The organism is Mucilaginibacter jinjuensis (genome assembly GCF_028596025.1).
Taxonomy (GTDB): domain Bacteria; phylum Bacteroidota; class Bacteroidia; order Sphingobacteriales; family Sphingobacteriaceae; genus Mucilaginibacter; species Mucilaginibacter jinjuensis.
The window spans coordinates 5643478-5657945 of sequence record NZ_CP117167.1 but is presented as its reverse complement, the minus strand read 5'-3'; the positions used below and the strand labels follow the sequence as shown (position 1 = coordinate 5657945).

General features: G+C 40.4%; 12 protein-coding genes. 7 read left to right on the top strand and 5 right to left on the bottom strand.

Features of this window, described 5'->3' with window-relative positions; translation table 11 throughout:
• The first annotated feature begins 108 nt into the window (after positions 1–108).
• Entirely contained in the window at positions 109–1308 is a 1200-nt protein-coding gene (locus PQO05_RS24460; protein WP_273630088.1) for a nucleotidyltransferase domain-containing protein, read from the top strand.
• Here PQO05_RS24460 and PQO05_RS24455 read toward each other — a convergent pair whose 3' ends face one another.
• The 3 genes from PQO05_RS24455 to PQO05_RS24445 are packed head-to-tail and all read right to left on the bottom strand — an operon-like array spanning position 1309 to position 3838.
• Positions 1309–3084, bottom strand: coding sequence for an ABC transporter ATP-binding protein (locus tag PQO05_RS24455; RefSeq protein ID WP_273630087.1), 1776 nt, complete (start codon positions 3082–3084; stop codon positions 1309–1311). It lies immediately after the preceding gene.
• A 15-nt stretch (positions 3085–3099) separates the two neighbouring features.
• A complete protein-coding gene (locus PQO05_RS24450; protein WP_273630086.1) occupies positions 3100–3555 on the bottom strand; it encodes a lasso peptide biosynthesis B2 protein in 456 nt (151 codons plus the stop codon).
• Positions 3556–3559: 4 nt separating this feature from the next.
• Positions 3560–3838 (bottom strand): PqqD family protein, encoded by a 279-nt coding sequence (locus PQO05_RS24445; protein WP_273630085.1) that lies wholly within the window; start codon positions 3836–3838, stop codon positions 3560–3562.
• Between the two features lie 217 nt (positions 3839–4055).
• Between PQO05_RS24445 and PQO05_RS24440 the strand changes: the two genes are divergently transcribed.
• Together PQO05_RS24440 and PQO05_RS24435 are read left to right on the top strand one after the other, a co-directional pair.
• Positions 4056–4967 (top strand): phosphoenolpyruvate carboxykinase (ATP), encoded by a 912-nt coding sequence (locus PQO05_RS24440; protein ID WP_273630083.1) that lies wholly within the window; start codon positions 4056–4058, stop codon positions 4965–4967.
• Positions 4960–5841, top strand: a complete 882-nt coding sequence (locus PQO05_RS24435; RefSeq protein WP_273630081.1) for a sulfotransferase domain-containing protein — start codon at positions 4960–4962, stop codon at positions 5839–5841. Before PQO05_RS24440 ends, PQO05_RS24435 begins: the two co-directional genes overlap by 8 nt.
• 20 nt (positions 5842–5861) lie before the next feature.
• Here PQO05_RS24435 and PQO05_RS24430 read toward each other — a convergent pair whose 3' ends face one another.
• Together PQO05_RS24430 and PQO05_RS24425 are read right to left on the bottom strand one after the other, a co-directional pair.
• Positions 5862–6500, bottom strand: coding sequence for an SET domain-containing protein-lysine N-methyltransferase (locus PQO05_RS24430; protein WP_273630080.1), 639 nt, complete (start codon positions 6498–6500; stop codon positions 5862–5864).
• Positions 6501–6541: 41 nt separating this feature from the next.
• Complete coding sequence (locus tag PQO05_RS24425) at positions 6542–8443, bottom strand: asparagine synthase-related protein (protein ID WP_273630079.1); 1902 nt, start codon at positions 8441–8443, stop codon at positions 6542–6544.
• Between the two features lie 142 nt (positions 8444–8585).
• On the opposite strand from PQO05_RS24425, the gene cysC reads away from it, so the two are divergent.
• From cysC to PQO05_RS24405, 4 genes are all read left to right on the top strand, one after another.
• Positions 8586–9488 carry an adenylyl-sulfate kinase gene (gene cysC / locus PQO05_RS24420; RefSeq protein WP_273630078.1) on the top strand — a complete coding sequence of 301 codons (903 nt, stop codon included), beginning with the start codon at positions 8586–8588 and terminating at the stop codon, positions 9486–9488.
• A gap of 176 nt (positions 9489–9664) precedes the next feature.
• Complete coding sequence (locus PQO05_RS24415; RefSeq protein ID WP_273630077.1) at positions 9665–12097, top strand: SLBB domain-containing protein; 2433 nt, start codon at positions 9665–9667, stop codon at positions 12095–12097.
• 1 nt (position 12098) lies between these two features.
• Positions 12099–13133 carry a GumC domain-containing protein gene (locus PQO05_RS24410; protein ID WP_273630076.1) on the top strand — a complete coding sequence of 345 codons (1035 nt, stop codon included), beginning with the start codon at positions 12099–12101 and terminating at the stop codon, positions 13131–13133.
• Positions 13133–14437, top strand: a complete 1305-nt coding sequence (locus tag PQO05_RS24405; protein WP_273630074.1) for a nucleotide sugar dehydrogenase — start codon at positions 13133–13135, stop codon at positions 14435–14437. Before PQO05_RS24410 ends, PQO05_RS24405 begins: the two co-directional genes overlap by 1 nt.
• The last annotated feature ends 31 nt before the right edge of the window (positions 14438–14468 follow it).

The following is a 14468-nucleotide window of genomic DNA, read 5'->3' as shown; positions in this document are numbered from 1 at the left end:
GTCATCAACGTTTATTAGCTTTGGTTCTATAACAGGCACGAATATAGTATACTTACTGATTTACCTGATTAATGGTGTAAAATTTGAACACCCTGCCTAAATTATAAAATGTTAGATACACAGCAACTAAAATCAACTTACAATAACGAACAGATTTTGCTGGTGCTTTTATCCCGTCTCTATTTTTCGACGGGCGAGCGTGCTGACGTTGAAAGTTTTATAGTCAATCACACCATCAACTGGCAAATTTTTCAACAGATATTAAGGGCACATGGGCTGAGATCATTTGTTTACGGAATAATTGTAAACCACCAGATTAAACTTAATGAGCAGGCTGAACAAAACCTTAAAAAGCGTTATAGCAACAACCGCCTTAAAAACTTTAAACAAATTAAGGCTGCTGCCGAAATCGTGGCTGTTTTGAAGCAACAAGGCATTGTTGTAATATCTTACAAAGGGGCCATTTTTGCACAAGGCTATTATTCCGATATGGCGCTGCGCGAAAGCAGTGATATTGATTTCCTGATTTCGAAACGGGATATCAAAGCCATTGAAGATTATTTCATCAACCAGCAGTATGAAGCCCGCACTACTGTGCCCCGCCCTTATCTTAACTATTACAGCAGTTTTTTTAAAGACATTGTTTATTATAAAGAAGCCGTTGTGCCGGCAAGTATTGAAATGCATTGGCGATTGGTTGACCGCTATGCAGGCAATTATCCCGGATACGATTTTTTTGAGCCCCACTTAGTTACCGCATCAATTGGGGGGTTGACTATAGATAAACTATCGCCCACTTATGATTTTCTGGCTGTGGCCTCCAACCATTTTGTAAAAGATATGGGTATTAAGTTTAAATACATGGTGGATATGGCCTGCATGATTACCCGCGAAAGGGAAGCGCTTGACCTGGACGTGATTATTGGATGCGCCCGGCAGTACGGTTTTGAAAAAAAGCTGGGTGTTGGCTTACAATTGGTTGATGATTTATTAGGGATTGAATTAATAGGGCACAGGCAACAACCATTATCAACCCAATTATTAAGAACCCCACTCCAATACCCTATTCATTTAACACGGCTTTATATTAATGAGCCTGCGTTTATAAAACGATCATTGTTATTGCAGGATAACGCATGGAATAAATGCAAATTTTTACTGAGATGCTTTTTGTATGCATTTTTGCCTACGTATGCTGATATTAATGAACTGAAGCTGCCGGTTTATTTGTTGCCGGTGCTGATTATTATTCGTCCGTTCAGGTTGTTGTACCAGATGATACGGCCAAAGAAAAGAGCAGAATTCTGATTATAACTTTTGGGTTTCGTACAGTTTTTTAAACTGGCCTTCGGCGTTAATTAAGGCCTCGAAATTTCCTTCCTGGTCAATTTTGCCATCTTTTAAAACATAAATGTAATCGGCCATTTTAAGGTTGTAAAGGCGGTGGGTAATTAATATTACCATCTGGTCTTTCATGTGTAGTTTCACATTCTCAAACACATCCGATTCGGCCGAGGCATCCAGTGCGCTGGTGGGCTCGTCTAAAATAACCAGTTTGGCCTGGCGGTAAAAGGCACGGGAGAGCGCCAGTTTTTGCCACTGGCCGCCGCTTAACTGTTCGCTGCCCCTAAACATGCGGCCCATACGGGTTTTGTAACCATTGCTCAGGTTTTTGATAAAAGCATGTGCTCCCGATAATTTGGCTGCTGCCTCGATATTTGTATCATTTTTGTTTTCGCGAAAGTCGCCAAGGGTAATGTTTTCTTCCACAGTTAAAAAATACTTTTCAAAATCCTGAAACAGGAATACTGTGTTTTCGCGGAACGCAGGCATATCAATGTCTGATAGCAGGTCATCATCTACCCGGATATCGCCCGTCTGTATTTCGTATAGCCGGGCCAGCAATTTTACCAATGTTGATTTACCCGAACCATTTTCGCCTACAATGGCTATAATACTGCCGGGCTTACAGGTCATAGAAATATGGCTAAGCACTTGTTTATGGGTGCCAGGATAGGTAAACGATACATCATTTACTGTAATACCTTTTACAACCGGAGGGAAAGGTTTACTGTCAGTTATGTTTTTATCGGTCTTCAGATCAAGAAATGCAAAGAGATCTTTCAAAAACAACCGCTGCTGAAAAATTTGAACCAGTGCCTGCAGAAAACCCTTCGATGTACTTTGCAGGCGTTGAAAGCCTTGTATATAAATTACAAACGCCCCAACCGTTATTGCTTTTTGCCACGTGTATTTAGCCAGCAGCCCGAAAATAAAGGCCATCACAATAATTTCGCCGGCTTCGGCAAAAAGGCTGTACCACGTAAGCCTGGCGTTGAGTTTTAGTTTCTCTTTTTGTACCAGGTGCCGTATGGCTTTAAATTTTTGAATAAAGTAATCGCCAAAGCCAAACACCCGTACTTCTTTGGCCGATGTAATGCCGGTTAACGTTTGATGCAGGTAATTAGCTTCGCGCTCTAAGGGGGCAAACTTTTTCTCGAGCTTTAAAAGTGCAAAGCCCGAATACCATTTAATAGCAGCCAGCGGGATAGATAAAGCAATAAACAGAAGGGCGAATAAAGAATGGAGGGTGAAAAAGAAACCCACCAGGAATACTAAAGACAAGCAATTAAGTAATATGCTGTTAAAATTACTTAACAACTGCGAGGCCTTAAAAATGGCTTGTTGCTGCGCCAGGTGCAAACTGTCGTGATAGGCCGGGTTTTCGTAATACTCATAATCAACCGCAATGGCTTTCTCCAATACCTCGGCAGATAGGTTGTCGGTTAATTTGTGCTGATGGATGGTGCTGATGTAGGATGCGTATTGCCCAACCATAGCTAATAGCAGCTGTATTAAACCATAAGCAATTATAAGCGGGATAACTTCATTAAAGGGTTTATTGGCATGTACCACAGCCTCTATCATCTTCTTCATAAAATATAAAGAGAGGATGGGTAACAGGGCCTGCACCGCCTGTATTGCAATGTTAATGGTAGCAATAGCTTTGTCGGCTTTCCAAAGCAAGGCCGAAGCCCTCGCCAGATCTTTAAAAAAGGAACCGATACTGTCTTTAAATTTCAAATCAGATAGTTTCTGTTAGCTAAACCTAAAATTAACTGTAAATCCCTTCGATTCTTTAAACCCCGAAATATAAATGTCATTTGCCCTTAACCAGGCGTGGCCTTTGTATTTTCCTGCTTCATCTTTCATAAAGCCTACATACAGGGTGCTGGGGAGTTTACGGCGTTTAAGCATAAGGCGCCCGGTAAGCGACATGGTGTAACACTCGGTTCGCCAGGGGGCATATTTACGGCAAAGGTCAATAGCGGTTTTTATCTGGCGGCGTAAAACAAGGCTTTCTACATCAACTTCTGTGCTGCTTTCTGTATTGGTTGTACCCAGCCAATGCATAACCCGGTTAAAGGGAAAAATGGTGAGGCAAAACTTAACCCAACCCGAAGTAAAAAAGGCTTCGATAAATAACAGTTTAGTTTTAAAGGGCAACGCAGTTAATGTATTTATTTTACTGCCCAGCTTTTTTAAAACCTTCATTACTTTACAAAACTACAATAATACCCTGTTTTTCCATTTTTTCGAGGCATTCCACGGTTTGTGGCTCACAGTTTTCGCGGCTAACATCATAATCGTTTAACAGCAGATCGATAATTTCGCCCACTGTTCGTTCGTTTTCGAGATAGTTCCAGATGTTACTGCTCACTTCATTGAGGCCAATATAAGTGCCGTTGGTTGTGTTCATCATTACAATTTCATTGCCGAGGCTGCTGGATAAAAATTTATCGCTGTTTCGGATAATCTTTGACGTAATGTTTAACATGTGCAGGTAATAAATTTAATGAACAGATCTATTAGTTATTAGTATAAAATTGGTGATAAATAAGATAAAGATATCTTAAGCCGTACTGACCCCGCTGAGCGCAATACTGAGCTAAAGTAAAGATTAAGTTGAAAATTGTTGAATAACTAACAAAATATTTGCGATACTTATATCCGGCAAGGCACCAATTTTTTACTATCTAATAATTATCCGTCTTATGTATACCTACTGGGGTTTTGGGTTGAACATCAAATCTGATATACCTTTTCCTGAATTATTAGCTGCAGAGTTTGAGAATGCAGACATTAATATAATCACAAAAGAAGTGCCCAAACAGTTGGATGGCGCCGATGTAGTTAAGAAAGTAAATGTTTCTATGAACCTTACCGAATATCTGCATTCTGTACCCAATATTGCTGATTATTATGTTGCCAATGGCAACGAAATTTGCATACAGCAACAGCCGGGCGCCGATGAAAAAAGTATCCGCCTTTTTTTACTGAGTAATGCCATGGCTGCCATTTTGCACCAGCGAAGCATGATCCCGCTGCACGCATCGGCTGTGTATCATGATGATGGTATTATACTATTTTGCGGGCGATCAGGCGCCGGTAAATCAACTACGGCAACTGCCTTGCAACAAAAGGGGTATACTGTTTTTTCTGACGATGTATGCGTGCTGCAGAACAATGCCAATAATGAATTAGTTGCCCTGCCTTCGTACCCGATGATAAAACTATGGGAAGACAGCTTTATTAAGATAGGCCTGGATGCGGCTGTAGAAGAGGATAAAATACGCCCCGAAATGAACAAGTATGCGCGCTTTTACCACGATGAGTTTAACATTGCAGCTCAAAAAGTAAAGCGTGTATTTATTTTAGAATCGGGGAATTTGAATGAGACTATCGAAATAAAAAAGCTGGGGCCTATTGCAGCTTTTAAAAACTTACAGCAAAATACTTACCGCCATGTACAAATGAACGGCATGAAAAAGCGCGATGTACATTTTTCCATGATCTCTAAGTTGGCAGGAGAGGTATCGGTATATAAAATTAACAGGCCGCCCATTGGAAATACGATAGAAGAATTAATTACCATCGTTGAATCTAATTTAGCGGGGAATGACTGAGCCGGTAACAGATCATAAAAAAATTATATGGCTGGCCTCGTATCCTAAAAGCGGCAATACCTGGTTCAGGGCGTTTTTAACCGCATTGCTGGGCGATGGCGACCTGAATATTAACGAGATGAAAACCGATGGCATATTTTCATCGCGCGCCATTTTTGATAATTGTACAGACATGGATTCGACAGAGCTGTACGATGTAGAAGTTAAAAACCTGTTGCCCGAAATATTTAAGCACCAGGCCGAATTGTACAAGAAAGACAAGCTATTTATAAAAATACACGATGCCTATACTTTAAATAATAACGGAGTGCCCATTGTACCGGCCGAACCAACTTTGTGTGCCTTATATTTTATACGTAACCCGTTAGATGTAGTAGGTTCATTTGCCAACCACAATGGCAGCACGCTGGATGAGGCTATCCAATTAATGAACAGCCCGCGCGGAACGTTGGCCAAACAACCTAAAAACCGCAATGTAAATAATCAGTTTGCGCAATTAATGTTAAGCTGGAGCGGCCATGCCAGCAGTTGGACCAATGATTTACCTTTCCCTGTTTTAGTGATAAGATACGAAGATATGCTGGCCGATACGTTTAACACCTTTAGCCGTGCGGTAGAATTTATGAAGATAGATGTGCCCGCAAGCCAGATTGAAAAAGCAATAGAGGACACCAAATTTGAGAAACTGCAAAAACAAGAGAGCGAGGGTGGGTTTATGGAAAAAAATAAACGCAGTGATAAGTTTTTCAGAAAAGGTATTGCCGGTAATTGGGTGAACGAGTTAAACCCCGAACAAATTAAATTAATTATTGATAACCACGCCGAGGTAATGAGGTTATATAATTACCCTGTCGACGTAATTACAAGCGCTTAAAATAATAACGGTTGGTACGTTTAATCTGCTTTTTGCTGCTTGGTTATAAAATTTTCGAGCTCGTTATTTTTGTGGACGTTTTTCCAGAAATTACGGATCATAAAATACTTTTTGCCATAGGTAACAAATATCTCCTCTCCTTTTTGAATAGGTTGCCGGGCTTTTATGGTCATTACCTCTGTATCGAAATCGAGGTTTTGTATCGTATTGGGTTGATCAGAATGGTTATATATAACTCCTAAACCTAAAGCCAGGTACTGGTTAAGCCCATGAAGTTTGGTTTGCTCACCATCATCCCTGCCTGCCCATACGTAATCTTTTAATACCGGGTCGTGATTGTAATTTGCACGGTAGCCTAATTTTAACAGGCGGCATTCCTCAATTAATTCTCCGGCTTCAATCAGTTCTTTAGCAAAAACGCCATACCCATGCACCGGCGATTTCCTAACCTCAACCTTTGCCGTGTGTCCGGCAATAATATCAACCAGGTACCCAGGTTTGTTAACAGTATCGCTATGATCTGCTTTTTCTACAGCTAGGCTTGTTTCTTCAGCAGCATTCAATGTTATCTGGCCATCAGCAAAGCTTATGTTGCCGTTGTTGAGTTCAGGATGTTGCTCCAACAGTAATTGTAACTGCTTTTTAAGTGCGTCGTTCACCGTTAATTTTTTATAGGTTAATTGGGATATGATAAAATTAATTATAAATCAGCTATTTTATCTTTGTTTTTTATCAGCCATAGTAATACTTCTACCGGCGGGTATGGTTTATCTTTTTTAGAATTCCCCGGCGTATAGGGACTGTCAAAACCGTCAAATCTCTCCTTACTTAAAAAAGCAACCTCCGGGCTTTGTTTTATCAGGTTCTTAACTTCGTCGGTTGTTATTCTCTTGTTTACTGATAAAAAAGGTGCAATGCTTCCGTATTTGTCATTGCGTTTCATAAGCATATCCGGTAAATATTTACTAACTGTATTACGGTAAAATGTACGGGTTAACTCACCTTCGTATTTATACTCATTAGGCATCGATAAATAAAACTGGGTGAGCCTGATATCAGCCATCGGGAAACGGGGCTCGGTTTTAAAATAGATGCCGAAGCGGGTTTCGGCCTCTAAGCGGTGGTTTACCTGCGGTTTTAAGAGCCTGTAACGCTGTAAATGCCGGTAGCTTTTAAATTGTTGCTGATAAACAGGATCGAGCCAGATACAATCTCTTAAATGCTTTCTATAATGATCTGGTACATTAAAAGTTTCGAATGATTGTTTAACCCGTTCATGGGTACCCACATTAAGTGAACGCTTAAGTTTGCTGTATTGGTATTTGATACCATGCGGGATAAATGGCTCAACCTTATTAAAGCCTGGGTATTTCTTTTTCGCTAAAAAGTATTTGAGGTATTGGCCCTTATCAAGGTAATCCATAAAATAGTACTTACCCCGGTACGTTACCAGTTCGTCGCCGGGGAAGCCGGATAACAGCGTGCGTACCCCATGCTCCATCGCCGACTTTTTGAGCGGGAGTTGCCACAGCGGATTCCACCTTTCTAAACCATCGTTTACTTCTATGGCAAAGTTTAGTTCGTCTATAAGGTTATCAAATGCGGTTTGGGTAACGTAAACAAAATCTTTGATGTTATTAAACTCCAGTACGGCATCAATATAACGGCGTTCATCCAGTTTGGTGATCTCAGGGTTGTCAACATCGTCTGATAAGGTGTTTGAAAACGTAATGAGATTTTTTTCCTGCGTTTTAAGATAATTATTGGCCACACCTGTAATAGCCGACGAATCCATCCCCCCACTTAACTCAACACCAACGTTATAATGCGATAGCGAACGGCACTGTACCGCTTGTTCAAAATGGTACAGCAAACCTTCATGATATTCGGCTTTAGTGGCAAACCTGGTTTCGGTTTCTGCATCTAGATCCCAATACCGCTGTAGTTTTCGGTGTCCGTTGGTTAAATTTAAAACAAGGGTATATGCGGGTGGTAATTTTTTAATATGCTCATATAAAGTAGTGTCGGTAGCCTGCTCTGGCGGGAATACAAGCTGGTTAAATAAAAACTGCTTATTAATAGCCAAATCAACACCCTCAATGGCCATAATTCCTTTTTTCTCTGATGCGAAGGCAAAAAAATCGGCACCGGTATAATAGAAGAAAGGCTTTACACCCATTTGGTCGCGGGCGCAAAAAAGTTGTTGTTTATTACTGTCCCAAATAGCAAAGGCAAAATCGCCGATCAGATGCTCGGTACATCGTTCGCCAAATTTTTCATAAGCTTTTAATATCAGGATGCTATCTGGTATGGTGGTCTTTTCTATAGCAGGGATACCTAATTTACCAAATAATTCGTCGCGGTTATCAATACGTGCATCGGCAGTAATGGTTAGTTTAGGGCCATCATGGTGGTAAGGTAAAACTTCGGTTAATGATGGTGTGGTATTATATAGCATTAAGTGGCCCAGTCCAACGTTGTTGTTAATCCAGATGCCTTTATTATCGGCCTGCCAATGGTTAAGCCGGGTTTGCATAACCGACAACTCATCATTAGCAATTGGTTTATTATTAAAATGGCACTTGCCAAAAATAACGCTCATAAACAGGTTGTATATTAGGTCTTGTTATCGCAATATACAAACTTGCGGGTATTTGCATTATGATTAAATATTGTAAGAATTGATATTGTTAATTAATAAGTATTTTAGATTTGAATAAATAAGTTTTCAATACATTAGCTTTATGATCACCGATATACTATTAAAGGTATTAAAGAAAGATCCGCTGATTAAACGAAATGTAATAAAAACCGTTTCGTGGCGGATAGTGGGCTCGGTGGATACTGTTATACTGGGCTGGCTCATAACCGGGCAGTTTAGTTTAGGGGCTAAAATTGGCTTAACAGAATTGTTAACCAAAATGCTTTTATACTATGCGCATGAAAGGGCCTGGCAGAAAATAAAATTCGGGCTGCCCTCAAAACGCAGGCAAACACAGATTTTGCAAAAAGAAATTAAACCTAACTTATTTAAACAAACCGGTAAAATAACCAGGGGCGACCGCGAGAGGTTAAACAACAACAGATCCTTTACACTTTGGTTAACGGGCTTGTCGGGCTCGGGCAAGTCAACATTGGCAACAGAAACAGAGGCCTGGTTGCACGGGCAAAATGCGAGGGTATATATTTTAGATGGTGATAACACCAGGTTGGGGATCAATAAGGATCTGTCTTTCTCTGATGAAGACCGGGCCGAAAATATAAGGCGTGTGGCCGAAATGTGCAGGCTGTTTAACGATGCCGGTATTATTGTAATTGCATCTTTTATATCACCTTTTGAGCAGGACAGGGCAATTGCTGAAAAGTTAATTGGCGATGAAAGTTTTGTAGAAGTGTATATTGACGCAAGTATTGATACCTGCCAGAAGCGCGATACCAAGGGCTTGTATAAATTGGCATTGGCCGGTAAAATCAAAAATTTTACAGGTATTAGCAGCCCTTATGAAACACCGGCCAACCCCGATGTGCATTTAAATACCGAAAGCCAAACGGTAGGGGCTTGTTTGGATGTGTTAAAAAAATATTTAATTACAAACAAAAACATAGGAATAAGCTTACCCACTACAGTATCATCTTTTACTGATTAATTGGTTAGTTTATTAAAAGTGAATAAAATGCCTGTTTTAAGGCACTAAATAATAGTTATGTTTAAAAGCAATGATAAGGCGTACTGAATTATTTGTAATATTGAAATAATTATAAACAGCCGGGAGCTAAAGCCGGCTAATCATTATTTAATAGTGTGTTTTCGGATTTTTATAAAATGTATATCGATAAAAAATTTATACTCTTTCTTGCCTTTTTTGTTTATATAAGTATTTCTAATACTATAGCCCAAACCTCAACCAGTACTGATTGGAGCCAGGTGAAGGTAGACCAGTTATCTGACTCAGATCTGGCCAAAATGCAGGGTCAGTTACAGGGAAGCGGCATGACGCCTGAGCAGGCAAAGCAAATGGCGCTATCCAAAGGCTTGCCAGAATCTGAATGGGGTAAATTAAAAACGCGTTTATCCAAATCGGGCGGGGCAAATGCAGGGAAGCAAGGAGATAATAACACTACAGTTATGCCGGCTGTAGAACGGGAAACAACGCCGAGCGATTATAAATCTACCCCAAAAACTTCAACATCAAATATTTTCGGGGCTTCATTTTTTGACAGCGAATCATTATCGTTCGAACCTAATCTGCGTATTGCAACACCCGTTAATTACGTGCTCGGCCCTGATGACCAGGTAGAAATTAGTGTTTCGGGCTACCAGGAAACAAATCTGGAAACTACAATTGGGCCCGAGGGCACAATTGCTATACCACAAGTGGGTACAATTAGTTTAAGTGGTTTAACGGTTGAGCAGGCTACGGCACGTATCCGCGCTAAAATGTCGTCTACGGCTTATGGCTCGTTAAGAAATGGCACCTCTAACCTTATTGTTTCCTTAGGCAAAATCAGGAGTATCCATATTACTATTGTGGGGGCTTCAAAACCGGGTAACTATACGGTTTCTTCATTGTCAACTGTATTTAACTCACTTTATCTATGCGGCGGCCCGGGCGATATTAACACCTATCGTAATATAGAGCTCATCAGAAACAATAAAGTATACCAGCGAATTGATCTCTACCAGTTTTTAACCAAAGGCGATCAAAGCGGTAATATTTTGTTGAAAGAGAACGATGTAATTAATTTTCCGGTATACAAAAAACATGTTACCATTAATGGTGAGGTTAAAAGGCCGGGTGTGTTTGAATTAAAAGAAGGCGAATCGTTTGAGAACTTGTTGTTTTTTGCGGGTGGTTATACAGATAAAGCCTTTAGGGCAAGTGTAAAAGTTAAACAGATTACAGATACCCAAAGGCAAATAAAAGATATTTTAAAAGCAGGCTTTGCAACCTACATACCATCAAATGGGGATATTTTTCAGGTTGACGCCGTGTTGGAGCGTTTTGAGAATGCCGTTAGCATAAACGGTGCAGTATACAGGCCGGGCCAATTTGAATTAACGCCAGGTATAACGATAAGCGGGTTAATAAAAAAGGCGGGCGGGTTAATGGAAAATGTGTTTACAGACCGGGCGATTTTGAGCCGAAGCTACCCGAACGGTATTAAAGAAAATATCACCTTTAATGTAACTAATGTGATTAATGGCGGTGCGGCAGATATCCCATTGATTAAGCGCGACTCTATAACCATTGCTACTGCCACACAGTTTATAAGTAATTATAAAGTGCAAATTTTGGGCGAGGTAAAAAAGCCGGGCCAATTTGATTACCGTGAGAACCTGACGCTGAAAGACTTGTTTTTTATGGCTAATGGTTTTACCGACGCCGCGTCATCATACCACGTAGAAATTAGCCGCCGGTTTGTGAGCGAACGATCAAATAAGAGTGCTGATACAATTGCCAAGGTCTATGACATCAGCACGGCAAAGACACTGACGATTGAGAATGATAAATTTGTTCTTAAACCTTATGATGTAGTTACAGTTAGGCGTAACCCGGGTTATGTAGAACAAGAAAGAGTTACCATAAGCGGTGAGGTAAATTACCCCGGCAGCTATACCATCCAATCTAAAAAAGAGCACATCAGTGACCTTATCAGGCGATCAGGTGGCTTAACCTCACAGGCTTATCCAGGAGGGATATTCTTGGTAAGAAAAGATATTGATACCACCGGGCAAAGGCAAACTGTAAGAAATATACAGAACAGTATTAAAGATACCAGTGCAAAAGTTATTCAGGATGTTGCAAGAACTAATGACAGGATAGCAATAAACTTAAAGCAGGTTTTAGAAGCCCCGGGTTCGATACAGGATTATATACTTGAGAATGGCGATTCTGTACAGGTATTAAAACTCGATCCTTTAGTAAAGGTAAGCGGTGAAGTATTGGCATCAACTAAAACCGGTTATATCGATGGGAAATCACTGAAATATTATATTACCCAGGCTGGCGGAACTACCGATAATGCCCGGAGACGTAAAATTTATGTGTTATATCCCAATGGGCTTGTCGGCCGCACGCACAATGGTTTATTCGGCTTATTCCGCTCTTATCCCAAAGTGGTAACCGGTTCAGAAATTGTGGTACCACGTAAGCTGGATACGCAGGGTATGTCTGTTGCCGAAACAGTGGCATTAACCTCAACCGTAGTGTCATTAGTAACATTAATTATAGTTGCCATTTCTAACCTCAAGTAATATGCCAGGGGATAAAGACCAAAATGCAATCAAAGACTGGCGGGCAATAGCAGTAAATACGCTTAAGTATTTGCTTAAATACTGGTATTTGATAATACTGGGGGCTGTGTTGGGCGGAGCAATTGGATTTATAAAAGTTTATAAGAAAAAGCCGGTTTATATATCAACCTTTAATTTTGTATTATCTACAGATCAGAAGGATAGAAATGCTTTTGCAGGCCTTGCTTCACAACTTGGTTTCGATGGGATAACATCGAGCCCGGATAATATATTTTCTGGTGATAACATTATCGAACTGTTTAAATCACGCAAGCTTATAGGCAGTGCGTTGCAATCTGTAGTGGATAGTGCATCCCACCAAACCTTGTTAAATTATATTGTCCAGAATGAGTACCCGAGGATATATAAAAATTTAGGGCCGTTTAGCCAAAATCCGGCTACATACAGCCCAATTAAAACTAAGCTTTACAGACGGATTATTACAGAAGTAGGCCTCTCATTTACAGTGTTTAAAAAAGATAAAAAATTAATTTTTTACTTAATAAGTGCCAGCTCAACTAACCCCAATATAGCTTACTATGTATCTAAATACATGCTTGGTGAAACATCCGACTATTTTATTGATACCAAAACCAAGGTAGCAGCAACCACTGTTAAATTGTTGCAGCACGAAGCCGATAGTTTGGCAGGCGTACTAAGCGGCACGGCTATTAATACAGCTGCCACTATAGATCGTACATATAATTTAAACCCTTCGCTTAGTATACAACGCTCGGGCCTGATGTTTAGCCAAGCCAAAGTGACCGCCTTTAGTGGTGCATACGCTGAAGTAATGCGTAATTTGGAAGTTGCGAAAATAAACCTGCAAAAAGAAACCCCATTATACAGAATTATTGATGAGCCCGAACTACCCCTAATTGCCGAACCAACCGGTAAAACAAAGCATGTTTTAATAACTACGATTATTGGGTTTATTTTAATAACGCTATTACTTGGGGGGGATTATTTGTACAAAAACCTTAACGCACACAATTAATGACAAATACATACGATAATTCGTTTACCCCGGCTATTGCCATAATTGGCCTGGGTTATGTTGGCTTGCCGCTGGCAGTTGAGTTTGGAAAAAAATACAAGGTTGTAGGGTTTGATATTAACAACCACCGGATTAATGAATTACAACAGGGGGAAGACCATACACTTGAAGCCAACCCCGAAGAGTTAAAAAAAATAACGCGATTGAAAGACGGCGTAGGCGGAGTGTATTTTACCTCAGATAAAAATGAGCTAAACACTTGTAATGTATTTATTGTAACAGTGCCCACACCGGTTGATCAATACAACAATCCCGATCTCACCCCGCTTCTTAAAGCCACAGAAACCGTGTCTGGAGCATTAAAAAAAGGAGATATTGTAATTTATGAATCTACAGTATATCCGGGATGCACGGAAGAAGCCTGTATCCCTATTTTAGAAAAACATACAGGGCTACTATTTAATACCGATTTCTTTTGCGGTTACTCGCCCGAGCGCATAAACCCGGGCGATAAGGCACGCACCTTACCCAACATTAAAAAAGTAACCTCGGGTTCTACGCCGGCTTCGGCCCAGGTTATTAATGAACTGTATAAATCCATTATACCGGCAGGTACGCACCTGGCACCATCTATTAAGGTAGCAGAAGCGGCTAAGGTTATTGAAAATGCACAGCGCGATATTAATATTGCCTTTGTAAACGAGCTGTCGAAAATATTTTCACTTTTAGATATTGATACCAATGAGGTATTAGAGGCAGCCGCAACCAAGTGGAATTTTTTACCCTTTAAACCAGGCCTTGTTGGGGGCCATTGTATTGGTGTCGACCCTTATTATCTGGCACAAAAAGCAATTTCGGCAGGGTACTATCCCGAGATTATATTATCAGGCCGACGTATCAATGATGGGATGGGTGCTTATATCGCCGATGCGGTTACCAAACTAATGATTAAGAAAGAAATTAAGGTTTGGGAAGCTGATATTTTAGTTTTGGGTATCACATTTAAAGAAAATTGCCCCGATGTACGCAACACCAAGGTAGTTGATATCATCAAAGAGCTCGAACATTATAAAGCCAATATTACCGTTTATGACCCATGGGCAAGCTGTGCGCAGGTAAAACACGAATATAATATAACATGTGTGGATAAATTGCCCGAAGGTAAAACCTACCATGCTGTTATTTTAGCCGTATGCCACCAGGATTTTATCGCGCTCGATTTTAAAGCATTGCTAAAAAAACCGGGTGTACTTTACGATGTAAAAGGCATATTAGCCCCGGCAATGGTTGATGGCCGGTTATAAGCAGAGAAGATTAGCCGATCTACCCTATCAC

Coding starts and splice junctions, on each gene's coding strand:
- PQO05_RS24405 (WP_273630074.1), top strand. CDS start 13,133: ATGACAAATACATACGATAATTCGTTTACCCCGGCTATTGCCATAATT.
- PQO05_RS24440 (WP_273630083.1), top strand. CDS start 4,056: ATGTATACCTACTGGGGTTTTGGGTTGAACATCAAATCTGATATACCT.
- PQO05_RS24445 (WP_273630085.1), bottom strand. CDS start 3,838: ATGTTAAACATTACGTCAAAGATTATCCGAAACAGCGATAAATTTTTA.
- cysC (WP_273630078.1), top strand. CDS start 8,586: ATGATCACCGATATACTATTAAAGGTATTAAAGAAAGATCCGCTGATT.
- PQO05_RS24435 (WP_273630081.1), top strand. CDS start 4,960: ATGACTGAGCCGGTAACAGATCATAAAAAAATTATATGGCTGGCCTCG.
- PQO05_RS24415 (WP_273630077.1), top strand. CDS start 9,665: ATGTATATCGATAAAAAATTTATACTCTTTCTTGCCTTTTTTGTTTAT.
- PQO05_RS24460 (WP_273630088.1), top strand. CDS start 109: ATGTTAGATACACAGCAACTAAAATCAACTTACAATAACGAACAGATT.
- PQO05_RS24410 (WP_273630076.1), top strand. CDS start 12,099: ATGCCAGGGGATAAAGACCAAAATGCAATCAAAGACTGGCGGGCAATA.
- PQO05_RS24450 (WP_273630086.1), bottom strand. CDS start 3,555: ATGAAGGTTTTAAAAAAGCTGGGCAGTAAAATAAATACATTAACTGCG.
- PQO05_RS24425 (WP_273630079.1), bottom strand. CDS start 8,443: ATGAGCGTTATTTTTGGCAAGTGCCATTTTAATAATAAACCAATTGCT.